At 72.7% G+C, this 22,645-nt stretch carries 19 protein-coding genes and 1 tRNA gene; 7 read left to right on the top strand and 13 right to left on the bottom strand.

The window, feature by feature from the left end; all coding sequences use genetic code 11:
- Positions 1 to 4 precede the first annotated feature (4 nt).
- From ABIQ69_RS08480 to ABIQ69_RS08445, 8 genes are all read right to left on the bottom strand, one after another.
- Positions 5 to 2,431: a DEAD/DEAH box helicase gene (locus tag ABIQ69_RS08480; protein ID WP_350349918.1), complete on the bottom strand. Its 2,427-nt coding sequence runs from the start codon at positions 2,429 to 2,431 to the stop codon at positions 5 to 7.
- Positions 2,432 to 2,469: 38 nt separating this feature from the next.
- The gene (gene tatC, locus ABIQ69_RS08475) at positions 2,470 to 3,231 is read right to left on the bottom strand and encodes a twin-arginine translocase subunit TatC (RefSeq protein WP_350349992.1); all 762 of its coding nucleotides are present in this window, start codon (positions 3,229 to 3,231) and stop codon (positions 2,470 to 2,472) included.
- Between the two features lie 50 nt (positions 3,232 to 3,281).
- The gene (gene tatA, locus ABIQ69_RS08470) at positions 3,282 to 3,536 is read right to left on the bottom strand and encodes a twin-arginine translocase TatA/TatE family subunit (protein WP_350349917.1); all 255 of its coding nucleotides are present in this window, start codon (positions 3,534 to 3,536) and stop codon (positions 3,282 to 3,284) included.
- A gap of 64 nt (positions 3,537 to 3,600) precedes the next feature.
- Positions 3,601 to 4,590 carry a WYL domain-containing protein gene (locus ABIQ69_RS08465; RefSeq protein WP_350349916.1) on the bottom strand — a complete coding sequence of 330 codons (990 nt, stop codon included), beginning with the start codon at positions 4,588 to 4,590 and terminating at the stop codon, positions 3,601 to 3,603.
- The gene (locus ABIQ69_RS08460; protein WP_350349915.1) at positions 4,590 to 5,618 is read right to left on the bottom strand and encodes a WYL domain-containing protein; all 1,029 of its coding nucleotides are present in this window, start codon (positions 5,616 to 5,618) and stop codon (positions 4,590 to 4,592) included. Before ABIQ69_RS08460 ends, ABIQ69_RS08465 begins: the two co-directional genes overlap by 1 nt.
- 80 nt (positions 5,619 to 5,698) lie before the next feature.
- The gene (locus tag ABIQ69_RS08455) at positions 5,699 to 6,643 is read right to left on the bottom strand and encodes an FKBP-type peptidyl-prolyl cis-trans isomerase (protein WP_350349914.1); all 945 of its coding nucleotides are present in this window, start codon (positions 6,641 to 6,643) and stop codon (positions 5,699 to 5,701) included.
- A 45-nt stretch (positions 6,644 to 6,688) separates the two neighbouring features.
- Entirely contained in the window at positions 6,689 to 7,690 is a 1,002-nt protein-coding gene (locus tag ABIQ69_RS08450; protein ID WP_350349913.1) for a tRNA (adenine-N1)-methyltransferase, read from the bottom strand.
- Positions 7,687 to 8,439 carry an HAD family phosphatase gene (locus ABIQ69_RS08445; protein ID WP_350349912.1) on the bottom strand — a complete coding sequence of 251 codons (753 nt, stop codon included), beginning with the start codon at positions 8,437 to 8,439 and terminating at the stop codon, positions 7,687 to 7,689. The genes ABIQ69_RS08450 and ABIQ69_RS08445 overlap by 4 nt, the downstream gene beginning before the upstream one ends.
- Positions 8,440 to 8,521: 82 nt before the next feature.
- Here ABIQ69_RS08445 and ABIQ69_RS08440 point away from each other — a divergent pair, with 82 nt between their 5' ends.
- Entirely contained in the window at positions 8,522 to 9,463 is a 942-nt protein-coding gene (locus tag ABIQ69_RS08440) for a PAC2 family protein (RefSeq protein ID WP_350349911.1), read from the top strand.
- Between the two features lie 69 nt (positions 9,464 to 9,532).
- On the opposite strand, the gene ABIQ69_RS08435 is transcribed toward ABIQ69_RS08440, so the two are convergent.
- Both ABIQ69_RS08435 and ABIQ69_RS08430 read right to left on the bottom strand, forming a co-directional pair.
- Positions 9,533 to 10,351: an undecaprenyl-diphosphate phosphatase gene (locus tag ABIQ69_RS08435; protein ID WP_350349910.1), complete on the bottom strand. Its 819-nt coding sequence runs from the start codon at positions 10,349 to 10,351 to the stop codon at positions 9,533 to 9,535.
- Positions 10,352 to 10,420: 69 nt separating this feature from the next.
- Positions 10,421 to 11,743, bottom strand: coding sequence for a M20/M25/M40 family metallo-hydrolase (locus tag ABIQ69_RS08430; RefSeq protein ID WP_350349909.1), 1,323 nt, complete (start codon positions 11,741 to 11,743; stop codon positions 10,421 to 10,423).
- Between the two features lie 105 nt (positions 11,744 to 11,848).
- Between ABIQ69_RS08430 and ABIQ69_RS08425 the strand changes: the two genes are divergently transcribed.
- The 5 genes from ABIQ69_RS08425 to ABIQ69_RS08405 all read left to right on the top strand — a co-directional run bounded on the left by ABIQ69_RS08425 (position 11,849) and on the right by ABIQ69_RS08405 (position 18,720).
- Positions 11,849 to 11,933 (top strand) — tRNA-Leu (locus ABIQ69_RS08425).
- A gap of 175 nt (positions 11,934 to 12,108) precedes the next feature.
- Complete coding sequence (locus ABIQ69_RS08420) at positions 12,109 to 12,828, top strand: hypothetical protein (RefSeq protein ID WP_350349908.1); 720 nt, start codon at positions 12,109 to 12,111, stop codon at positions 12,826 to 12,828.
- Entirely contained in the window at positions 12,825 to 14,363 is a 1,539-nt protein-coding gene (locus tag ABIQ69_RS08415; RefSeq protein ID WP_350349907.1) for a DNA polymerase Y family protein, read from the top strand. The genes ABIQ69_RS08420 and ABIQ69_RS08415 overlap by 4 nt, the downstream gene beginning before the upstream one ends.
- Positions 14,364 to 14,379: 16 nt before the next feature.
- Entirely contained in the window at positions 14,380 to 17,829 is a 3,450-nt protein-coding gene (locus tag ABIQ69_RS08410) for an error-prone DNA polymerase (RefSeq protein ID WP_350349906.1), read from the top strand.
- A 9-nt stretch (positions 17,830 to 17,838) separates the two neighbouring features.
- On the top strand, positions 17,839 to 18,720 hold the full coding sequence (locus ABIQ69_RS08405) for a DUF3097 domain-containing protein (protein ID WP_350349905.1): 882 nt from the start codon (positions 17,839 to 17,841) through the stop codon (positions 18,718 to 18,720).
- A 9-nt stretch (positions 18,721 to 18,729) separates the two neighbouring features.
- On the opposite strand, the gene ABIQ69_RS08400 is transcribed toward ABIQ69_RS08405, so the two are convergent.
- The 3 genes from ABIQ69_RS08400 to ABIQ69_RS08390 all read right to left on the bottom strand — a co-directional run bounded on the left by ABIQ69_RS08400 (position 18,730) and on the right by ABIQ69_RS08390 (position 21,274).
- Positions 18,730 to 19,482: an SDR family oxidoreductase gene (locus ABIQ69_RS08400; RefSeq protein WP_350349904.1), complete on the bottom strand. Its 753-nt coding sequence runs from the start codon at positions 19,480 to 19,482 to the stop codon at positions 18,730 to 18,732.
- A gap of 11 nt (positions 19,483 to 19,493) precedes the next feature.
- Positions 19,494 to 20,597 (bottom strand): VIT1/CCC1 family protein, encoded by a 1,104-nt coding sequence (locus ABIQ69_RS08395; protein ID WP_350349903.1) that lies wholly within the window; start codon positions 20,595 to 20,597, stop codon positions 19,494 to 19,496.
- Between the two features lie 200 nt (positions 20,598 to 20,797).
- Positions 20,798 to 21,274 carry an Lrp/AsnC family transcriptional regulator gene (locus ABIQ69_RS08390; RefSeq protein ID WP_350349902.1) on the bottom strand — a complete coding sequence of 159 codons (477 nt, stop codon included), beginning with the start codon at positions 21,272 to 21,274 and terminating at the stop codon, positions 20,798 to 20,800.
- A gap of 150 nt (positions 21,275 to 21,424) precedes the next feature.
- Here ABIQ69_RS08390 and ABIQ69_RS08385 point away from each other — a divergent pair, with 150 nt between their 5' ends.
- Positions 21,425 to 22,642, top strand: a complete 1,218-nt coding sequence (locus ABIQ69_RS08385; RefSeq protein WP_350349901.1) for a PLP-dependent aspartate aminotransferase family protein — start codon at positions 21,425 to 21,427, stop codon at positions 22,640 to 22,642.
- Positions 22,643 to 22,645 lie beyond the last annotated feature (3 nt).

Below are 22,645 nucleotides of genomic sequence, written 5' to 3'. Positions count from 1 at the left end.
CGACTCAGGCCACCGCGCCGTCGATCACGACGCCGCGACGCACTCCGTCGATCGCGGCGCGCGCGGTCGCACTCAGCTCGGCGTCGGCGACGATCGAGATCTGGTCGAGCAGATCGATGACCTGCTTCGTCAGGCGCACGAAGTCGCCCGCGGCGAGGTCGGTGTCGTCGAGCACGGTGCCGAGGCCCGCGCCGCGGGCCCACGACCACATGGCCTGCGCGAGCGCGGGTGACGGAGCCTCGCTGCCCGCGAGCCGGTGGTCGCGCTCGAGGTCGTCGAGCACCGCCCACGCATCGGTCGTCCGTTCGAGCGCGGAGCGGAAGCGTCCCTTCGGGAGCCGGTACTCGACCCCGCGGTCGTCGCGGCGGGGTTCGTAGACCAGCGCGGCCGCCATGGCGGCGAGCCCGGCCGAGTCGAGGCCCTCCCACATGCCCCGGCGGAGGCATTCGGCCACCAGCAGGTCACGTTCCCCGTAGATCCGCTTCAGGATGCGCCCAGCCGAGCTCGAGACGAGCTCGCCGCGGTCGTCGCGCTCGAGGTAGCCGAGCTGCTCGAGCACCTCGGTGACCCGGTCGAACCGCTTCGCGACCTGGCCGGTCCGGCTCCGGATCTGGCCTTGCAGCTGGTCGTGCTCCTTCTTCAGCCGCCACCAGCGCTCGGCCCACCGGGCATGCGCCTCCCGCTCGGCGCAGCCGTGGCAGGGGTGCGCGCGCATCGCTTTCCGCACGCCGTTCAGCTCGCGTTGCAGGCGCTCCCGCTGTCCGTGGGGCGGGTTGCCTTTCGCCATCTGGCGCTCGAGGTCGGCGATCCGCCGGCGCAGCCCGAAGTACTCGCCGAAATCGCCGAGGTGGCACTGCATCGACTGCTCGTAGCCGGCCATCGAGTCCTCCTGCTTCCGCAGGGTGCGGGCGAGATCGACGACGGCGCGGTCTGCCTGGAACTGGGCGAACGAGAGCTCCAGCACCTGGCGGGTGCGCTCGCGCCCGAACTGGTCGATGAGGTTCACCGCCATGTTGTAGGTCGGCTTGAAGCTCGAGTTCAGCGGGTAGCTCCGGCGGGAGGCGAGCGAGGCGACCGCTTCGGGGTCGAGGCCGTCGGCCCAGGCGATCACCGAGTGCCCCTCGACATCGATCCCGCGACGGCCCGCGCGACCGGTGAGCTGCGTGTACTCCCCCGGCGTGATCGGCACGCGTGCCTCGCCGTTGAACTTCTCCAGTTTCTCCAGCACGACCGAGCGCGCGGGCATGTTGACGCCGAGCGCGAGCGTCTCGGTCGCGAAGACCACCTTCAGCAGCTTCGCCTGGAAGAGCTCCTCGACGATCTCCTTGAAGGCCGGAAGCATGCCCGCGTGGTGGGCGGCGACGCCCCGCTCGAGTCCCTCGAGCCACTCCCAGTAACCGAGCACCGCGAGATCCTCGTCGCGGAGCAGTCGGGCCCGGGCTTCGACGACCTGCCGGATCTCCTCGCGCTCCACCGCGTCGGTGAGGCGGATGCCGCTGCGCAGCACCTGGCGGACCGCCTGGTCGCAGCCCGCCCGGGAGAAGATGAAGACGATCGCGGGCAGGAGGTGTTTGGCCTGCAGCATCGCGATCACCTCAGGGCGATCCATCCGCGCGCCCTGATCGGCGCGGTGGTACCGCCCCCGGTCGCCGCCGCGGCGACCGCGCTGCGACCTCGTCCCGAGGGAGCGGGCACCCGAGCGTGCGAGCTGCTGCAGCTCAGGGTTGACCCGGTGGGTCGCGGCCTGGCCGCTCGAGTCGAACAGGTCGATGAGCTTCTGCCGGACGAGGACGTGCTGCTCGAGCGGCACCGGGCGCTCCTCGGACACGATGACGTCGGTGTCGCCGCGGACGGCCTGGAGCCAGTCGCCGAACTCCTCGGCGTTCGACACCGTCGCGGACAGCGACACCAGCCGCACGGCCTCGGGAAGGTGGATGATGACCTCCTCCCAGACCGCACCGCGGAAGCGGTCGGCGAGGTAGTGCACCTCGTCCATCACGACGACGGCGAGCCGATCGAGGAGCGGGGAGTCGGCGTAGAGCATGTTCCGCAGCACCTCGGTGGTCATCACGACGATGCGGGCGCCCGAGTTGATGTTCGTGTCGCCGGTGAGCAGGCCCACCTGGTCGGCGCCCCACCGGTCGGCGAACTCCTGGTATTTCTGGTTCGACAGCGCCTTGATCGGGGTCGTGTAGAAGACCTTGTCGCCGGCCGACTGCATCGCGAGATACACCGCGAACTCGGCGACGACGGTCTTGCCGGCGCCCGTGGGGGCGGCCACGAGCACGCTCCGGCCCTCGTCGAGCGACGCGCAGGCCGCCCGCTGGAACTCGTCGAGGTCGAACCGCTGCTCGGCGGCGAACTCCGCGAGTCTCGGCTGCCGGCGCTGCTGACGGGAGAGCGCATAACGTTCCGCCGGACTGAGGCTCATGTCCCCAGCCTAGACAGCGGTGGCGCGGGCGCCGCCCATCAGGTCAGCGCCGCGCCGAACTCCTCGCGCTGGCGGCGCTCGAGGCGACGGTCGTGCAGGACAGCGACCCCCCAGGCGGCGAAGTACAACCCGATCATGGGGATGGCGAGGATGAACATCGAGACGACGTCGGCCGACGGCGTGGCCAGCGCGGTGAACAGCACGATCACGAGGATCGCGACCCGCCAGCTCTTGATGATCGACGCCGCGCTGAGGACGCCCGCGAAGTTCAGCAGGACGATGAACACGGGCACCACGAATGCGATGCCGATGGCGAGGACGAGCTTCAGCACGAAGTCGATGTACTCGCGAGCGGTCAGCAGCGACATCGCCCCCTCGGGCACGAACGACGTCAGCAGCTTGACGATGTTCGGCAGCACGAACCAGCCCGCTGCACAGCCGGCGAAGAACAGCGGGATGGCGGACAGGAAGAACCCGAGCGTGAACTTGCGCTCGCGCTGGTTCAGCCCCGGCACCAGGAACGCGAAGATCTGGTAGAGCCACACCGGCGCGGAGATGACGATGCCGAGCGTGAACGCGATCTGCAGGCGCAGGTCGAACGCACTGGCGATCGTCGGGAAGACGATCGCCGTCTCGACATCGTCGCCGCGCGCCTCGGCGACCCGCTGCACCGGCTCCTGAATGGCCTCCCAGACGAAGAGGTCCGTCAGGATCCAGCCCACGACCATGCCGACGACGATGGCCGTCGCCGAGATGAAGAGCCGGTTGCGCAGCTCGAGCAGGTGCGCGGCGAGCGACATCCGCTTCTCGCGGTTCTTCTCACCGCGATCCTTCACCGCGGTCACGCCGGTCAGGCGTTCGTGCCGGAGTCCGTGCTCCCGGCCGTCTTCGGCTTCTCCTCGGACGAGACCGTCGCAGCGCCCTTGCCCGCGGCCGTGTCGTCACCGGTGTCGCCGTCGCCCTTGTCGGAGCGGACCTCGGTCTTCAGGATCTTCATCGACTGGCCGAGGCTGCGCGCAAGGGCGGGGAGCTTCGGCGCGCCGAACAGCAGCAGGATGACCACGAGGATGATCAGCGCATGCCAACCGGTGAAGCCTTGCCACATGGGTATTCGTCCAATGCTCAGTGGGGATGGTGACCACAGTCTAGCCGGTCGCCCGGGTCGCGACTCAGCGCCCCGGGACGGATGCCTCGCCGTCGCCGTAGCCCTCGAGCCCGGCCTGCGCCCAGTCGGCGACGACGGCTCGCGCCTCAGCCGGCGCCACGACGGTCACGAGCCCGGGCAGCCCGGCGACGAGCCGCTTGAGTCCGTGGAAGTGCGCGACCCTGAGCGTCACCCGGAGCCGTCCGTCGACCTCCTCCTGGCTGGAGTCGGCGAGGTAGTCGGCGATGAGGGGCAGGGCGTCGGGCGCGACATCGACGACGACGTCGAGGTCGGTCTCGGAACCGTGGAACAGCGCCTCGGGAACCTCGCGGTCGCTGTGGTCGTCGATGGGCTGCTCGCTCACGACGAGGTCGCTCATCCGGTCGACGCGGAAGTTGCGGAAGTCCTCGCGCAGGTGGTCGTACGCCTGCAGATACCAGTCCGCGCCGAGCGAGGCGATCCGCAGGGGATCGACCCGGCGACGGCTCCGCTCCCCCAGCGCGTTGCGGTAGTCGAACTCGAGCTGACGACCCTCGGTGACCGCACGGCGGGCGACGGTGAGCGCGGCATCCGATTCGGTCTCGGCGACCGCGAGCCTGATCGGCGTCGCCGAGGCGCCGGCGGTGAGCTTCGCGAGCAGCGCGTCCAGCTGCGCCCGGCCCGCGTTCTCGGGCGTCGACGACAGGTACTGCAACCCGGCGATGAGCGCGGCGGCCTCGCGCGACGACAACCGCGGTGCGTCGTCGATCGCGACGTGGTGCACGATCACGATCACATCGTCGTCGTCGAACGCGTCCCAGTCGATGTCGAACAGGTCGTTGGCCTGGTACGTGCCGGTGGCGCCTGGCAGACCCGACGTCGCGATGAGCCGCACGGCGTCGCGCAGCTCGGATTCCGCGACGCCGAAGTGCGCCGCCGCCGTCGGCACATCCACGACCCGCTGCTCGAGCAGGTAGGGCACGAGCGAGAGGAGGAAGACGAGCTGGTCGGGCGCGCGTCCGCGCTGCTGGGCCATCAGTCCACGCTCCCGTCGCAGTGCGCCGCGACGACGCGGGCCAGTCGCTCGCGCACCGCGTCGGCGAGCGACGCCGGCGCGAGCACGCGGACCTCCGGGCCGAAGCCGGCGAGCTCGTCGGCGAAGACCGCGGCATCCGTGTAGTGCAGGCGGATGACGCCCGCGTCCTCGTCGCGCAGCACCGCGCGCCGCCCGAGACGCACCTCGGCGTCGCTGCCCGCGCTGACGGCCAGGTCGGCCGCGTTCGCCAGCCTGAGCGCCTCGAGGTCGGCGAGCACGCGGTCTTGGATGCCCGCCTCGGGCGCGTCGAACGTCGATCCGGCGACGGGCTCGACGGGGCCGGTGATCCGGGAGAGCAGGAAGGTGCGGGGGGCCGCGACGCCGTGGTCGTAGCCGTGCACGTGCCAGCGCCCCTCGTGCAGCACCACGGCGTAGGGGTCCACGGTGCGAGGACGCGGCTCGGCCGAGCCCGGCTTGAAGTAGCGGAAGCGCACCGTCTGACGGCGGTCGAGTGCGCGACGCAGCGGCTCGAAGGCGGCGTCGCGCACCCGCAGCCGCGGCGCGTAGCCGATGACGGGCTCGCGCGGCTCGATGCCGAGTCCGCGGAGCTTCGTCAGGGCGCGCTGCGAGTCGTCGGAGAGGGATGCCTCGCGCCACACCTCAGCCGCGAGACCCAGCAGCGCGAGCTCGTCGGGAGTGAACCGCACCGACTCGGGCAGCTCATACCGCCCCTTCGGGATGCGGTAGCGCAGCGACTGGTTGTCGCCCGGACGGTCGGGCGACTCGATCGTCTCGAGCGGGATGCCGCGGTCGCGGATCGCGTCCTTGTCGCGTTCGAACTGCCGCTCGAGGTTGTCGTTGCGGCCGCCCTCGACGTACTTCTCGGCGTACCCGCGCACGCTCGAGAGGATCTCGCTCTTCAGCAGACCGGCCTCGGTGGCCAGCAGCGCCAGGACGAGGCTGAACTGCCGGTCGACGGCCGGCACCGGCTTCGCCCGGCGCTCCGGCTGCTCCCCGCCCTCACCCACAGGTGCGATCCTAGTGCGCGCCGGGGTGGGCGCTGCGCCGCGTCGTCCGCCGGTCGTCGCCCCGGCCCGGGGGCCGGCGGTCAGAGCACGCCCAGGATGTCGATGACGAAGAACAGGGTGGCGTCACCCCGGATCGTCGAACCGTTGCCGTCGGCGCCGTAGCCGTCTTCGGGGGCGACGATGACGCCGACCTGCGAACCGACCTTCTGACCGATGATCGCCTTGGAGAAGCCCGGGACGACCTGGGAGCCTTCGCCGTCGGCGACGATGAAACTGGTCGGCCCGCCCTTCTCCCAGGACGAGTCGAAGACAGTGCCGTCCTCCCAGAGGACGCCCGTGTAGTGCACGACGACCTGGTCGCCCGACTCGACGACTTCGCCCGAGCCCTCGCGCAGCACCTCGACCTCGGTCTGGCCCGACGGCTCCGCCTTCGGCACCGTGATGCCGGGCCGGCCGTCGGGCGCGAGCACGACCGCCGGGAATCCGTCGCGAGTCAGCCGCGGTGCGCCGTCCGCGCGGAGCGGGAACGTGCGCTGCACGTCGACGACGAAGACGAGGCTCGTGTCGCCGTCGACGCCGAGCGCCGCGTTGCCCTCGTCACCGAAAGCGTCGGCCGGCGGCACCACGACGGCGACCCGCGAGCCTTCACGGGCGCAGGTGAGCCCCTTCGCGAGACCGGGCAGAGTCTTATCGCTGACGAGCAGCGGCACGGGGTCTTCGTCGCCGAAGCCGGTCGCCTGGATCTTGTCTCCGGTGGCGCCGTTGTAGACGGCGTACCCGACGAGGGTCTGCTGACCGGCGACGACGCGGTCGCCCTCCCCCGCGATGATCTCGGTGCACTGCGTCTCCTCGGGCGACACCGGGGTCGGGAAGTCCACGCGAGGCGTCTTGCCGAAGTCGCCTGACACCTCGATGACGTCTGAGGAGCCGCCGGACGCCGCCTCAGGCGCGGGGGTCTGGGCGCAGCCCGTCAGGGCGACGGCCACGAGGCCTGCGGTGGCGATGAGCGCGAGAGACGAACGCACTGATCCTCGATTCATGAGCGGGGACGCGGAACGGGCGATGAAAGCCTACCGGGCTTCGCCGGAGGGCTCGTCACGGGCCAGCGCGGCTGCGGTGCCCGCCTGGCGCACGCGCTTGCGCAGCGCCTTCTCGCTCACGGCCCGCTCGCCGAGCGCACCCGGCGTCCAGGCCTCGACGTCCTCCTCGCTGAACTCCGTCTTCGACGGCCGGCGCTTCAGCTCGGGCAGCACGGTGCCGGGTGCCAGCCGGCGCGCGGTGAGCAGGAAGCCGGTGTGGGCGATCATGCGGTGATCGGGCCGCACGGCGAGGCCCTGCACATGCCAGCCGCGCACCATCGTCTCGTTCGCGACCGGCTCGGTGTACGACCCGGTGGCGCGGATGGCCTCGGCCACCCGCGAGAGCTGGGTCACCGTCGCCACGTAGCAGAGCACGACGCCGCCGGGCTTCAGCGCCTCCGAAACGGCGGGCAGCACCTCCCACGGGGCGAGCATGTCGAGCACGACCCGGTCCACCGAGGCGGGCTCGGTGGTCTCGGGCAGCGTGTCGGCGAGGTCGCCCAGCGTGATCGACCAGTTCTCGGGCACCGCACCGTGGAAGGTCTCGACGTTGCCGCGCGCGACCTCGGCGAACTCCTCCCGCCGCTCGAACGAGAGCAGGCGGCCCGCCGGGCCGATGGCGCGCAGCAGCCAGAGCGAGAGCGCCCCGGAACCGACCCCGGCCTCGACGACCGTGGCGCCCGGGAAGACGTCGGCCTGCGCGAGGATCTGCGCGGCGTCCTTCGGGTACACGATCGCCGCGCCACGCGGCATCGACATCACGAAATCGCTGAGCAGCGGCCGGAGGGCCAGGTATTCGATGCCCACCTGGTTGGCCACGACGGACCCGTCGGGCAGGCCGATGAGGTCGTCGTGCGCGATCGGTCCCTTGTGCGAGTGGAACAACTTGCCCGGTTCGAGCGTGATGGTGTGCATCCGGCCCTTCGGGCCGGTCAGCTGCACCCGGTCGCCCGCGCGGAACGGCCCGCTGCGCTCGCCGCGCCCCGCGCTCACGCCGAGACCTCCTCGCCCGTGGCGGAGGCATCCGATGCAGGGGCATCCGATGCAGAGGCATCCGATACGGGCCCATCCGAGGCCGCCTCGCGCCGGCGATCGGCGAGGAGCGCGGCGAGGTCGGCCGGGCTGCGGCCGTCGAGGGTGTCCCAGAGCACGTCGTACGCGACGCCGCGGAGGTCGAGGATGTTCGGCACCCCGAGCGCGAGCGCTCCGGACGCCGACGCGGAGGTGACGCCCGCGGGCGAGTCCTCGATCGCGACGCAGTCGGCGATATCGACGCCGAGCAGTTCCGCCGCCCGCAGGTACGGCTCGGGATGCGGCTTGGGCTCGTCGACCTCGTCGCCGGTCACCAGCACGTCGAACGCGTCGAACGGGATCGCCCGGACGACGTCTTCGGCCATCGAGCGGATCGACATCGTGACGAGCGCCGTCGGCACGCCCCCCTCGCGCAACGCCTCGAGGAGCTCGCGCGCGCCCGGCCGCCACGGCACCCCGTCATCGGCGAGCCGTCGGCGGACCTGCTCGGTCAGGTGCGCGACGATGTCGTCGGCCGCCATGCCGACCCCGCGCCGGCGGAACAGCTCCGCCGCCTCCCAGAGCCCCATGCCGACCACCTGCATCGACTCCTCATGGGTCCAGTCGATGCCGTACGAGGCGAAGAGCTCCACCTCGGCGGCCATCCAGTAGGGCTCGGTGTCGACGATCGTGCCGTCCATGTCCCAGAGGACGGCGGCGGGAAGGCGCATGGTCACAACGGGCAAGTCTACGGGCACCGCCTATTGTGGGGAGGAGACCCCGGATGCCCCGGGGCGGGAAGCAGGGCAGGGCGTGCAACAGCCGACCGGGTTCGGGAGCGGCAGGCTCCTCGTCGTCGCCTTCGAAGGCTGGAACGATGCCGGAGAGGCGGCCTCCAGCGCCGCACGCCTGCTCGCCGAACGGCTCGACCTCGTCGAGATCATGGCGATCGACCCCGAGCTGTACTACGACTACCAGTTCAACCGCCCGACCGTCGTCACGGGCGACGACGGCGCTCGCCGCATCGAATGGCCCGGCGCGGCCCTGCTCGGCCCGGGCCCCGCGTCGCCCGACGGCCCCGACTCGGTCACCGGCCCCGGTGCGCCCGGCCTGCACGTCCTCCTCGGCGCCGAGCCCGCGCGCAGCTGGAAGTCGTTCGCGGCCGAGCTCATCGACGCGGCGCTCGCCGCCGACATCCAGGCGATCGTGTTCCTCGGCGCCATGCTCGCCGACGCGCCGCACACGCGGCCGCTGATGGTGTTCGCCTCGAGCGACAACCCCGACGTGCGCCACGGGCTCGGCGTCGAACGATCGACCTACGAGGGTCCCGTCGGCATCCTCAGCGTCCTGGCCGACCAGGCCGAGCGCGCCGGCATCCCGACGGTCTCGCTCTGGGCCTCGGTGCCGCATTACGTGCACAACGCGCCGTCGCCGAAGGCGGTGCTCGCGCTGCTCGCGAAGCTCGAGGAGCTCACAGGCCTCTCCATCCCGCGGGGCAGCCTCGAGGTCGACGCCGCCGCGTGGGAGGCCGGGGTCGACGCCCTCGCCGCCGACGACGACGAGATGGCGGGGTACATCACCCAGCTCGAGCAGGCGCGCGACGCGGTCGACGCGCCCGAGGCCAGCGGCGAGGCCATCGCCCGCGAGTTCGAGCGCTACCTCCGCCGGCGCGGCGACGGGCGGCCGGGCGACGGGCGTGCCGACGGCCGCCCTGGGCCGGGCGGCGACGAGCCGTGGCGCCCGCGGGAGAGCTGAGCGCGCGGCATCCCATCTGCCGGTGCCGCGCCTGCGGGGCGTCCCGACCGTGGCGGCCGCGCCGCAGACCTACGGCTGGATGGCCCCCGTGGCAAGCAGCCACATGATGAGGCCGCCGAGCGCGATGCGGTAGATCACGAAGGGCAGGAAGCTGCGCTTCGAGATGTAGCTCATGAAGAACGCGATCACGAGCAGCGCGACGACGAACGCGACCAGTGTCGCCGCGCCGGTCTCCAGCGGGCCGTACACCGAGGGCTCACCCCAGCTCTTGAACAGCTGGTAGAACCCCGAGCCGAACACGGCGGGGATGGCGAGCAGGAACGCGTAGCGCGCCGCCGCGGCCCGCTCGTACCCGAGCAGGAGCCCGGCGGTGATCGAGCCGCCCGACCGCGAGACGCCCGGGATGAGCGCGAGCGCCTGCGCGAATCCGAACACGACGCCGTGGCCGACCGTGAGCTGGTCGAGGGTGCGGACCTTGCTGCCGGCCCAGTCGGCGAGGCCCAGGATGATGCCGAAGACGATCAGCATCGTCGCGACGATCCAGAGCGAGCGGAACGTCGTCTCGATCTGGTCCTGGAAGAGGATGCCGAGCACCACGATCGGGATCGAGCCCACGATGATCAGCCAGCCCATTCGGGCGTCGGGGTCGTTGCGCGGCACGCGGCCGGTGAACGACCCGAACCAGTGCGAGATGATCCGCACGATGTCGCGCCAGAAGAAGACGACGACCGCCGCTTCGGTGCCGATCTGCGTGATCGCCGTGAACGCCGCACCCGGGTCCTCCGCGCCCGGCAGGAACTCCCCGAGGATGCGCAGGTGGGCGCTCGAGGAGATCGGGAGGAACTCGGTGAGTCCCTGGACGAGGCCGAGGATGAGGGCTTCGATCACGGTGCAGCTTCCGCCTTCCGCCTCCGCCGCGGCGGAGGGCGCTCTCGGCCGCGAGCGCGGCCTGGGCGATCAGTAGTCGAGGAGCAGGTCGCGCAGGACCCGCCTTCCGAAGACTAGTGCGTCCAGCGGTACCCGCTCGTCCACGCCGTGGAACATCGCCGGGAAGTCGAGGTGGTCGGGCAGCCGCAGCGGCGCGAAGCCGTAGCCGCGGATGCCGAGGCGGCTGAGCGACTTGTTGTCGGTGCCTCCGGAGAGCAGGTAGGGGAACACCGGTGCGCCGGGGTCGTGGGCCGCGAGGCTCCGCCGGACGGCGTCGACGAGGGGCCCCGGCGTGGGCGACTCGAGCCCCACGTCGCGGTGCACGATCTCGATCTCGACGTCCTCGCCGACGAGGCGTCGCACCTGGTCGAGCACGGCATCCTCCTCCCCGGGGAGGGTCCGGATGTCGACGAGCGCCTCCGCCCGGTCGGGGATGACGTTGTGCTTGTAGCCGGCGGTGAGTCCGGTCGGGTTCGTCGTGGTTCGCAGCGTGGCGGTGATGAAGCCCGACGCCGAGCCGGTCGCGAGCGCGAGCTCGTCGGGCGAGGTCTCGGTCGGGTCGGCGCCCGTGACCCGGGCGATCTCGCGAAGCAGCTCCTCCGTCGTGTCGGTGAGCCGGACGGGCCACTCGACCTCGCCGAGGCGCGCGACGGCGGCGGCGAGGCGGGTCACCGCGTTGTCGCGGATGAGCCGGGACCCGTGGGCGGCGACCCCGCGCGCGATGAGCCGGATCCAGATGAGGGTCTTCTCCCCCGTCTGCAGCAGGTAGGCGCGCTGTCCGCCGACCGTGATCGAGTAGCCGCCGACCTCGCTGATCGCCTCGGTCGCGCCGGCGAAGAGCTCGGGATGCCGGTCGACGAGGTGGCTCGCGCCGTATACGCCGCCCGCCTCCTCGTCGGCGAAGTACGCCACGACGAGCTCGCGTTCCGGCAGCCGCCCCTCCCCCAGGATGTCGCCCAGCGCGGTGAGGATCATGGCGTCCATGTCCTTCATGTCGACCGCGCCGCGGCCCCAGAGCATGCCGTCGCGGATCTCGCCGCCGAAGGGGTCGACGCTCCAGTTCCTGGCATCGGCCGGCACGACGTCGAGATGACCGTGCAGCACGAGCGCGGGCTTCGCCGGGTTCCGCCCCGGAACCCTGGCGACGACGCTCGCCCGGCCCGGCTCCGATTCGAAGATCCGGGGCTCGAGGCCGAGGCCGCGCAGCCGCGCCTCGACGTACTCGGCGGCCTCCCGCTCGCCGTTGGAGCGGCCCTCCCCGAAGTTCGTGGTGTCCATGCGGATGAGGTCTCTGGCGATGGCCGCCGTCTCCTCGAGCGCGGTCGGGTCGGGGGTGACGGATGCCTCGGCCATGGCCTCCACGGTAGCGCGGGGGCCGGGCGCCCCGAGTGGTCAAAACCCCCTCCGAAACCGTGCTAATGTCTTCTACGGCCGCTGAGAGATCAGCGGCGGACACACGCGCGGGTGGCGGAATTGGCAGACGCGCTAGCTTGAGGTGCTAGTGCCCGTATAGGGCGTGGGGGTTCAAGTCCCCCCTCGCGCACGATGTGTCGAAAGGCCGGATCGGAAGATCCGGCCTTTCGTGTTTTCCGGGGTGGTTCGGGGCGGAGGCATCCGTCGTCGTCGCAGGTCGCAGACCCTCGTCGACCTGCGGGCGCCCGCCGGACGGATGGCGCACCGGACTTGCCGCATTCGAACATGTGTTCGAAACTGGAACGGTGACGCTCACCGCCCCGCACTCCCCCGAGACCCGGTCCGACCGGGTGGGCGAGCTGCAGTCGCGGATCCGCGGCATGGAGGCCAGACGCCTCGACAGCCGGGCCGTCCCCACGCATCCGGCGCTCACCGCGGTGCTGCCCGGCGGCAGCCTCCGCGAAGGCACCGTCGTCCAGGCCGCCGGATCGACGAGCCTCGTCATGGCGCTGCTGGCCGGCCCGTCCGCGGCCGGACGCTGGGTCGCGGTGGTCGGCATCCCCGAGTTCGGCGTCGAAGCGGCCGCCCGGCTCGGCATCGACCTCGACCGGCTCGTGCTCGTGCCAGACCCGGGCCGGCAGTGGCTCACCGTCGCCGCCGCCCTCGCCGACGTCATCCCCGTCGTCGCGGTGCGGCCGGCGGGCCGGCTGGCGCCGGCCGAGGCATCCCGGTTCCAGGCGCGGCTGCGCCAGCGCGGCACCGTGCTCGTCTCCACCGGCCCATGGCCGGGCGCCGATACCGTGCTCGAGGTGGGCGAGAGCTCCTGGAGCGGGCTCGATCGCGGGCACGGCGCCCTCGCCGAACGCGAGGTGCTCGTCAGCGCCGGCGGCCACGGCGGGCTCGGGCGGGTCATGCGGGCCCGGCTCAGGCTGCCCGACCGCGCCCTCGGGGCCTCGGTCGCCCCAGACCCGACCGCCGCCCCGCTCGGCGAGGTGCGGCACGTCGACTTCCGGCGGGCCGGATGACCGCGCCGACCCGCACCATCGTGCTGTGGTGTCCCGACTGGCCCGTGTTCGCCGCCATGCGCGAACACGGCCTCGAGGACGACGCCCCCGTAGCGCTCACCGACGGCGGTCTCGTCTTCGCCTGTTCCGCCGCGGCCCGCCGCGACGGCGTCGCACGAGGGCTGAGGCTCCGGGAGGCGCAGCTGCGCTGCCCGGCCCTCGTCGTGCTGGCCTACGACGCCGCCCTCGACGCGCGCGCGTTCGAACCCGTGGTGCGCCGCATCGAAGAGGCGGTGCCCGGGCTGCAGCTCATTCGGCCGGGCACGCTCGCCATGCGCGCCCGGGGTCCCGTGCGGTACTACGGCGGCGAGCAGGCGGCCGCCGCGGCGCTGCTCGAGACCGCCGCGGCGGCCGGAGTCCCGCAGGCCCGGGTGGGCATCGCCGACGGCCCGTTCGCCGCCGAGCAGGCCGCACGGGGCACCAAGGGCTCCCCCATCGGCATCGTGCCCGACGGCGCATCCGCCGCATTCCTCGCGCCGCTGCCGGTGCGGCTGGTGGTCGATCCGCGCACGGCGACCCTGTTGAAGCGGCTCGGCGTCGCCACCCTCGGCGAGTTCGCGGCGCTGCCGGAGGCCGACGTCCGCCGCCGGTTCGGGGCGGCCGGCGCGTTCGCGCACGACCTCGCCTCCGGGCGCGAGGCCACCCGGGTGGCTCCGCGCACACCGCCGCCCGAGTTCGCGGTCGAGCAGGAGTTCGAGCCGCCGATCGACCGCGTCGACCAGCTCGCGTTCGCGTTCCGCGTCCGCGCGGAGGAGTTCATCGACCGCATGCGGAACGTCCGCCTGGTCTGCACCGCGATCCGCGTCGAACTCGACGACGAACGGGGCGGACACTCCAGCCGGGCCTGGCTGCACCCCCGCTGGTTCACCGTCGCCGACGTGGTCGACCGGATCCGGTGGCAGCTGCAGGGCACCGGCACGGCCGATGCGGGTCTCGCCTCGCCGGTGGTGCGCGTACGGGTGGTGCCCGAACGGCTCGACTCCACCGGCAACCACGAGGAGGGCCTCTGGGGCGGCGGCCCCGACGAACGCGTGCACCACGGCCTCACCCGCGTGCAGAGCATGCTCGGCCACGACGCGGTCGTCACCCCCGCCGTCGGCGGCGGGCGCCTCCTCGCCGACCGGCAGGTGCTCGTGCCGTGGGGCGACCGGGCACCCGACCGGGTCGAGGCGCCGTGGCCGGGCAGCCTGCCCGCGCTCGCGCCGGCGAGCGTGTTCCGCGACCGGCCCGCCGTGCTCCTCGTCGACGACGCCGGCACGGCGGTCGCGATCGACGAACGCGGCACCGTCTCCGCGGCACCCGCCGGGTTCGCCCTCGCCGGCGGGCGACCGCGGCCCGTGCAGGCCTGGGCGGGGCCCTGGCCGGTCGTCGAGCACTGGTGGGACGCCGATCGGGCCCGCCGCGTGCACCGGTTCCAGATCATCGACGCCGACGGCGTCGCCTGGCTGCTCGTGCGCGACGCCGACGGGTGGCAGGCGGAGGCGAAGTACGACTGATGGGAGGGACGCGCTGATGGGATGGAACAACCCCGAGATCCCGTGGTCGGAGCTCGAACGCCAGCTCTCCGACCGCCGCCGGCCCGACGTGGGACCGGGCGGCCGGCTCATCGCCGACGGCGGGGACAGCCCGGCCTGGAGCCGGAAGCGCCACCCGTACAAGCCGTCGGCCGACCTGCCGCCGGTCGAAGGCCCGGTCGTCCCCTACGCCGAACTGCACGCGCACTCGGCGTTCAGCTTCCTCGACGGAGCCTCGATGCCCGAGCAGCTCGTCGAGGAGGCGCACCGCCTCGGCCTCACCGGGCTCGCGATCACCGACCACGACGGTTTCTACGGCATCGTGCGCTTCGCCGAGGCCGCCGAGAGCTTCCCCGAGCTCGCCACGGTCTTCGGCGCCGAGCTCTCGCTCGGGCTCAGCCGGCCCCAGATGGGCGAGGCCGACCCCGAAGGCGACCACCTGCTCGTCCTCGCCAGGCAGGAGGAGGGATACCACCGCCTCGCGGCGGCGATCACCGCCGGCCAGCTCGCGGGCGGCGAGAAAGGGCGCCCGGTGTACGACCTCGAGGAGCTCGCCGAACGGGCTGGCGGGCACTGGCTCGTGCCGACCGGCTGCCGGAAGGGCGCGGTGCGCCGGGCGCTCGCCGCGGAGGGCGCCGACGGCGCCAGGCGTGAGCTCGACCGCCTGACCGCCGTGTTCGGCCCCGAGCAGGTGGCCGTCGAGCTGTTCGACCACGGCCACCCCGGCGATCAGCCGGCCAACGACCTCCTCGCCGACCTCGCCGCCCGCGCGGGGCTGCCCGTCATCGCGACGAACGCCGTGCACTACGCGACGCCGCCCGAGCACCGGCTCGCGCAGGCGCTCGCCGCGGTGCGCGCCCGCCGCAGCCTCGACGAGCTCGACGGCTGGCTGCCCGCCTCCGACGGGCTCCACCTGCGCTCGGGCGCCGAGATGGCGGCCCGCTTCGCCCGCTACCCCGGCGCCGTGTCGCGCACGGTCGACCTCGCGGCCGACCTCGGGTTCCGGCTGCGCAGCGCGAGGCCGAAGCTGCCCAGGCAGCAGGTGCCCGAGGGGCACACGCCCATGAGCTGGCTGCGCGAGCTCGTCTGGCGGGGCGCCGACGAGCTCTACCCCGGCGTGCCCGATCACGTCAGGGAGCGCCTCCAGCAGGAGCTCGACGTCATCGAGCAGAAGGACTTCCCCGGCTATTTCCTCATCGTCCACGACCTCGTGCACGAGGCCAGGCGGCGAGGCATCCTCTGCCAGGGTCGGGGCTCGGCCGCGAACTCGGCGGTCTGCTACGTGCTGCGCATCACCGCGGTCGACTCGATCTTCTACCGGCTGCCGTTCGAACGGTTCCTGTCGGCCCTCCGCGACGAGGAGCCCGACATCGACGTCGACTTCGATTCCGACCGCCGCGAGGAGATCATCCAGTACGTCTACGCCAAGTACGGCCGCCAGAATGCCGCGCAGGTCGCGAACGTCATCAGCTACCGGCCGAAGGCCGCGGTGCGCGACATGGCGAAGGCGCTCGGCTACTCCGCGGGTCAGCAGGATGCCTGGTCGCGTCAGGTCGAACGCTGGGGGGCGGTGGTCGAGACCGACGACCACGACATCCCCGCGCCCGTCGTCGAGCTCGCCGAGCAGGTGCTCACCTTCCCGCGCCACCTCGGCATCCACTCGGGCGGCATGGTGCTGACCGACCGCCCGGTGGGCGAGGTGGTGCCCATCGAACATGCGCGCATGGAGCACCGGACCGTCCTGCAATGGGACAAGGACGACTGCGCCTGGATGGGGCTGGTGAAGTTCGACCTGCTCGGGCTCGGCATGCTCGCCGCCCTGCAGTACACCTTCGACCTCATCCGCGAGACGACCGGCGAGGACTGGGAGCTCGCGAACCTGCCGAAGGAGGAAGCCGCGGTCTACGACATGCTCTGCCGGGCCGATTCGATCGGCGTGTTCCAGGTCGAGTCGCGGGCGCAGATGGGCACGCTGCCGCGGTTGAAGCCGCGCCGGTTCTACGACCTCGTGGTCGAGATCGCGTTGATCCGTCCTGGGCCGGTGCAGGGCGGCGCGGTGCATCCCTACATCCGCCGGCGCACCGGCGAGGAGCCCGTGTCCTACCTGCATCCGAAGCTCGTGCCGGTGCTCGAGCGCACGCTCGGCGTCCCCCTGTTCCAGGAGCAGCTCATGCAGATGGCGGTCGCCGTGGGCGACTGCACACCGGCCGACGCGGATCTGCTGCGCCGCGCGATGGGCTCCAAGCGGGGGGTCGAGCGCATCGAGACGCTGAAGGAGCGACTGTATGCCGGGATGGCGGGCAACGGCATCGACCCGCAGACGGCGGACGAGATCTACGCCAAGATCCAGGCGTTCGCGAACTTCGGCTTCGCCGAGAGCCATGCGCTGAGCTTCGCGCTGCTCGTCTACGCCAGCTCGTGGCTGAAGCTGCACTATCCGGCCGCGTTCCTCGCGGCGCTGCTCCGCGCTCAGCCGATGGGGTTCTACTCGCCGCAGACGCTCACCGCCGACGCCAGGCGGCACGGTGTGGAGGTCCGTCGCCCCGACATCCAGCGCTCCGGCGTGCACGCGGGCCTCGAGCCGGTCGCCGAGGCAGAGATGGATGCCTCCCGCGGACGCGGATCGATGCCTCCCGAGGGTCCGAGCGGCCTGCCCGGCTGCGCCGATCCGGTGCAGCCACCCGTCGGCGACTTCGACCGCGACGCGCCCGACCGGTCGGCCGAGCATCGCCGCGACGCCGCCTTCGCCGTGCGGCTCGGCCTCGCCGACGTCTCCTCGATCGGCACCGCGCTCGCCGAGCGCCTCGTCGCCGAGCGCGAGCGCGGCGGCCCGTTCCGGGACATGCCGGATGTCTCGCGCCGGGTCGGCCTCGACGCGGCCGAGCTCGAGGCGCTCGCGGCCGCGGGGGCGTTCGCGTCGTTCGGCCTCGACCGGAGGCGGGCGCTGTGGCTCGCCGGCGAGGCCGCGCAGGATCGTGCGGAGTACCTGCCCGGCTCGGTCGTGGCCGTGCAGCCGCCGTTGCTGCCGATGCTGACGCCGACCGAGCAGGTCGTCTACGACCTGTGGGCGACCGGCATCTCCCCCGACGATCATCCGATCCGGCACATCCGCGACCGGCTCGACGAGCGCGGCGTGATCCGGGTCGACCTGCTGCGCCACGCCGAGTCGGGTCGCCGCATCGAGGTGGGCGGGGTGGTGACCCACCGGCAGCGGCCGGCCACGGCTTCGGGCATCACGTTCCTGAACATCGAGGACGAGTCGGGCACGGTGAATGTGATCGCCGGGGTCGGGGTGTGGAACCGCTACCGCCGCATCGCCCGGGAGGCGCCCGCGATGATCGTGCGGGGCATCCTCGAACGCAGTCGCGACGGCGTCGTGAACGTCGTCGCCGATCGGTTCGAGTCGCTCACCGTGTCGGCGCCGCACCGGTCGCGGGACTTCCGTTAGCCTCGTCCGGTGCCCGCGACATTCGACGATTTCGGCCCCGACCGCTACGGCACCGACGTGCTCGCCGGTGACTGGCGCGCACGCGGGCGGACGCAGATCCCCGAGCTCGCCGCCGAGCGCGACGTGGTGGTCGAGCTCGCCGCAGACGGCTTCTGCGGAGCCGTCGTCGGGGTCGAGAAGGGCACCGTGGTGCTCGAGGACCGGTTCGGCAAGCGCCGGATGTACCCCCTGGGGCACGGGTTCCTCGTCGACGGGAAGCCCGTGCGGCTCGTCGCGCCGGCGCGCGCCGGTGCTCCAGCTGCGGCTCCCGCCGGCCGCCTCCGCACCGCGTCGGGTTCGTTCGCGGTCGAGTCCTCGCGCGCGAAGGTCGCGCTGCCGAGCCGAATCTTCGTCGAGGGCCGGCACGACGCGGAGCTCGTCGAGAAGATCTGGGGCGCCGACCTGCGCGTGGAGGGCGTCGTGGTGGAGTACCTCGAGGGCGTCGACCGTCTCGAGGAGCTGCTCGACGAGTTCGCTCCGGGCCGCGGACGCCGCGTCGGCGTGCTCGTCGACCACCTCGTCCCGGGCTCGAAGGAGCAGCGCATCGCCGAACGCGTCGCCCGGGGCCGCCACGGCGCGCACGTCCTGGTGGTGGGCCATCCCTTCATCGACATCTGGCAGGCGGTGAAGCCGGCGCGGGTCGGGCGCGAGGCGTGGCCGGTGATCCCACGCGGCACCGAGTGGAAGCACGGCGTCTGCGCCGCGTTCGGATGGCCGCACGCCGAGCAGGCCGACATCGCGAGGGCGTGGCAGCGCATCCTCGGGCAGGTGCGCGGCTACGGCGATCTCGAACCGGCGCTCCTCGGCCGCGTCGAGGAGCTCATCGACTTCGTGACCGACCCGGAGGGCTGACGTCCCGGCTCAGCTGGAGAATCCGCCGTCGGAGTGGATGAGCTGTCCGGTGATCCAGCGCGCCTCGTCGGAGACGAGGAAGCGCACCAGGCGGGCCGCGTCCTCGGGCGTTCCGAGCCGCCCCGTCGGCTGCTGCGCGGCGATCGCGTGCCGTGTCGCCTCGTCCAACCACCCCGTGTCGACGGGGCCGGGATTGACGAGGTTCGCGGTGATCGAACGCGGGGCGAGCTCGCGGGCGGCGGCCAGGACGATGCGGTCGAGGGCGCCCTTGCTCGCACCGTACGGCACGTTGCCGACGACGTGGTCGCTCGTGAGCGCGACGATCCGGCCGCCGTCCGCGGGCGCCTGCTCGGCGAACGCACGGATCAGGAGCCAGGAGGCGCGCGTGTTCACGGCGAAGTGCCGGTCGAAGCTCTCGAGCGAGGTGTCGAGGATGCCGGAGTCCACGCTCTGCGCGTGCGAGAGGACGAGCGCGCGGACCGGGCCCAGGGTGCTCGCCGCGTCCGCGACGAGCCGGGCCGCCACCTCGGGGTCGGCGAGGTCCGCGTCGAGCGAGACCACGCGCGCACCGCGTGCCCGGAGCTCGGCCTCCAGCGCAGCGGGGTCGCGGTCGGGATCGCCGCCGAGCGGCATCCGGCGGTCGTAGTCGCCGAAGCGGCTGACCGCGAGGTCCCACCCGTCGTCCGCGAGCGCCGTCGCGATCGCGAAGGCGATGGTGTTCCGCCGGCCGGCGCCGGTCACGAGGGCGACGGGGCGGGGCATCCGTTCGCCCGTCACGCGAGGGTCGTCCCGAACGCGAGACCGAGCACGTAGGTGACGGCGGCCGCGCCGAGGCCGATGGCGAGCTGCCGCAGCGCCCGCTTCAACGGCGACGCCCCAGAGAGCACGCCGACCGTCGCGCCGGTGCCGAGCAGGGCGAGGCTCACGAGCACCGTCGCGGTGATGATCGCACCGAGGCCCGAGAGCCCGAGGATCCACGGCAGGACGGGGATCAGCGCCCCCGAGGCGAAGAAGCAGAAGCTCGACAGGGCCGCGGCGAACCCGGTGCCGATGGCTTCGTCGTCGTGCGCCGCGATGGCGAGGGCGTCGGTCGGTGCGGGCACCGAACCGGCAGCCTGGACGCGCGCGATGACGAGCGCCGCCTGCTCGGCGGCCTCATCGGGCGCCATCCCGCGCGCCCGGTAGACCAGGGCGAGCTCGTTCGCGTCGATGTCGAGATCGGTGAGCGCCTCGCGTGCCGAGGGGTCGGGGGCGGATGCCTCGAGCAGCTCGCGCTGCGACCGGACGGAAACATACTCCCCTGCACCCATCGACAGGGCGCCGGCGAGGAGCCCCGCGATGCCCGTGAACAGTACGACGGGGGCCGGCACACCGGTGGCGCCGATGCCGAGCACGAGCGCGAGGTTGGAGACCAGTCCGTCGTTCGCACCGAACACCGCCGCGCGGAAGGTGCCGGCGAGCCGCCGCCGCCCGCGCGCGGCGAGCCCGCGCACGACCTCGCCGTGGATGCGCTCGTCGGCCGCCATCGCGGGCGTCGCGTGCGGGTCGGTCGCGTACGGCGAACGGCCCTCGGCGCGCTGCGCGAGCGCGAGCACGAAGATCGAGCCGAACCGGCGCGCGAGCGCCGCGAGCAGGCGCGTGCGGAGGTCCGCTCGGGGGACGCCGGACTCGTCGCCGCCGAGCAACGCGAGCCAGTGCGCCTCGTGCCGGCCCTCGGCCGCGGCCAGGGCGAGCAGGATCTCGCGCTCCTCGCCCTCCTTGCGAGCGGCGAGCTCGCGGTACACGGCGGCCTCGGCTCGTTCGTCGGCGAGGTAGCGCCGCCACCTCGCCCGATCGGCGTCCGTCGCGCCGGCGGGGCCGGCCGCACGCTCGCTCATCCTGCTCCTCCGGGTCGGCGGGCACCACCGCCGGATGCCGCCGGCAGGCCCGCTCCATCACGTCGTCGGCCGCACGCGGCCTCAGCCACGATAGCGACGCCCACCGGTGGTGCGGGCCGGATCGGCCCGGATTGGCAGCATTTCGGAGCGCCGAACGGGTGCCCGACCCGAGGCGGCCGGCTCCCGAGCGAAGTCGGCGCTCAGCCGATGAGGTGCTGCCAGCCGTCGCCCTCGGCGTGCTCGAAGATCAGGTTCGTCTCGGTGTGCGCGACCGCGGGATGGCCGGTGAGGTGCGCGAGCACGAACTCGCGCAGTTCCTCGGCGTCGCGCGCGGCCACGTGCAGCAGGTAGTCATCGGCGCCGGCCATGTGGAACACGCCCAGCACGCCCGGCAGGTGCGGCACGGCAGAGCGGAACGCGTCGATCTCCGACCGGTCGTGCTTCACGAGCCGGACGGCGATGAGCGCCTGCAGCGAGACGCCGACGGACGCGAGGTCGACGTCGACGTGGTACCCGCGGATGGTGCCGAGGCTCTGCAGTCGCCGGAGCCGGAGCGAGACCGTAGACTCGGCCACGCCGATCTCGGCGGCGAGGGCCGCGCCTGATGCACGGGCGTTCGTCGACAGGGCGGTGAGCAGGGCTCGGTCGACGCGGTCGAGATCTGGATGCTGCGCCATGGTGGAGGCCCTCTCGGCTCGGATCGAAGATCGTCAAGTCAGTTTGCGAGTTTTCCGAAGCATCTGCAAGCGATATTGCGATTCGTTGCAGTTTCTGCTTGCCTCCATGCCATGCAGACACCGTCGTCAGCGGCCGCGCCGCGCCCCCGGATGGAGACCAGAGCCGTGCACGGCGGGATGGCGGGCGTCCGCGAGTCCGGTTCCCACGTGCCCGCGATCGACCTCTCGACGACCAACCCGCTGCCCTCCGTCGAAGACGGCGGCCTCGCGTACGAGACCCTCGCCACCGGCGGCGTCCGCGCCGACGCGAGCTCCTCGGTGTATCAACGGCTCTGGCAGCCGGGCGTCGCCCGGTTCGAGGAGTCGCTCGCAGACCTCGAGGGCACCGAAGGCGCCGTCGCGTTCGCGAGCGGCATGGCGGCGCTCGCCGCGACCCTCATCGCCGCCACGTCCGCGGGCAGGCCGCATGTCGTCGCCGTGCGCCCGCTGTACGGCGGGACGGACCACGTCCTCGCGAGCGGACTCGTCGGCACGGAGGTCACCTGGGCCGATCCCGACAGCATCGCCGGCGCCCTTCGTCCCGACACCGGGCTCGTCATCGTCGAATCCCCCGCGAACCCCACGCTCGACCTGCTCGACCTCGGCGTCGTCGCGCACGCCTGCGGCGACGTGCCGCTGCTCGTCGACAACACGTTCGCGACACCGGTGCTCCAGCGCCCCGCCGAGCACGGCGCCACGCTCGTGCTACACAGCGCCACGAAGTACCTCGGCGGGCACGGCGACGTCATGGGCGGCGTCGTGGCCGCGAACGGCGACTGGCCCGAACGGCTCCGCCGGGTCCGAGCGCTCACGGGCGGTCTGCTGCATCCCATGGCCGCGTATCTGCTGCACCGCGGTCTTCGCACCCTGCCGATCCGGGTGCGCGCCCAGCAGGACACGGCCCTCGCCCTCGCGTCGCGGCTCGCCGAGCATCCCGCCGTCGTCCGCGCACACTACCCGGGGTTGCCCGGGCAGGATCCGGCGGGTCTCCTCGGCCGCCAGCTCGACGGGGCCGGCTCGATCATCGCGCTCGACCTCGGCGGGTTCGAGGTCGCCGCAAGGTTCACCGAGGCGTGCGACCTGGTGACCCATGCCGTGTCGCTCGGCGGCGTCGACTCGCTCGTGCAGCATCCCGCCTCGCTCACGCACCGCCCCGTGGCGGGTGAGGCGAAGCCCGGCGCCGGCATCGTGCGGTTGTCGATCGGTCTCGAGCACGTCGACGACCTCGCCGCCGACCTGCTCCGCGCGCTCGACGCGGCGATCGACGGCCCGCGGGCAGAAACGGACGACCGAGCCCAGGCCGAGCAAGACGCGAGCGCCGCCGCCTGAGCG

This window comes from Agromyces sp. G08B096, assembly GCF_040267705.1.
Classification (GTDB): Bacteria; Actinomycetota; Actinomycetes; order Actinomycetales; family Microbacteriaceae; genus Agromyces.
Note: the sequence above shows the minus strand (reverse complement) of the source record. Positions and strands in the feature narration are given on the sequence as shown.

Bases quoted from the DNA above. Each gene is read 5' to 3' on its own strand.
- ABIQ69_RS08480 (WP_350349918.1), bottom strand. From the start codon at position 2,431: ATGAGCCTCAGTCCGGCGGAACGTTATGCGCTCTCCCGTCAGCAGCGC.
- ABIQ69_RS08390 (WP_350349902.1), bottom strand. From the start codon at position 21,274: ATGGCGCAGCATCCAGATCTCGACCGCGTCGACCGAGCCCTGCTCACC.
- tatA (WP_350349917.1), bottom strand. From the start codon at position 3,536: ATGTGGCAAGGCTTCACCGGTTGGCATGCGCTGATCATCCTCGTGGTC.
- ABIQ69_RS08415 (WP_350349907.1), top strand. From the start codon at position 12,825: ATGACCGCGCCGACCCGCACCATCGTGCTGTGGTGTCCCGACTGGCCC.
- ABIQ69_RS08385 (WP_350349901.1), top strand. From the start codon at position 21,425: ATGGAGACCAGAGCCGTGCACGGCGGGATGGCGGGCGTCCGCGAGTCC.
- tatC (WP_350349992.1), bottom strand. From the start codon at position 3,231: ATGTCGCTCGCCGCGCACCTGCTCGAGCTGCGCAACCGGCTCTTCATC.
- ABIQ69_RS08410 (WP_350349906.1), top strand. From the start codon at position 14,380: ATGGGATGGAACAACCCCGAGATCCCGTGGTCGGAGCTCGAACGCCAG.
- ABIQ69_RS08400 (WP_350349904.1), bottom strand. From the start codon at position 19,482: ATGCCCCGCCCCGTCGCCCTCGTGACCGGCGCCGGCCGGCGGAACACC.
- ABIQ69_RS08395 (WP_350349903.1), bottom strand. From the start codon at position 20,597: ATGAGCGAGCGTGCGGCCGGCCCCGCCGGCGCGACGGACGCCGATCGG.
- ABIQ69_RS08445 (WP_350349912.1), bottom strand. From the start codon at position 8,439: ATGCGCCTTCCCGCCGCCGTCCTCTGGGACATGGACGGCACGATCGTC.
- ABIQ69_RS08465 (WP_350349916.1), bottom strand. From the start codon at position 4,590: ATGGCCCAGCAGCGCGGACGCGCGCCCGACCAGCTCGTCTTCCTCCTC.
- ABIQ69_RS08430 (WP_350349909.1), bottom strand. From the start codon at position 11,743: ATGGCCGAGGCATCCGTCACCCCCGACCCGACCGCGCTCGAGGAGACG.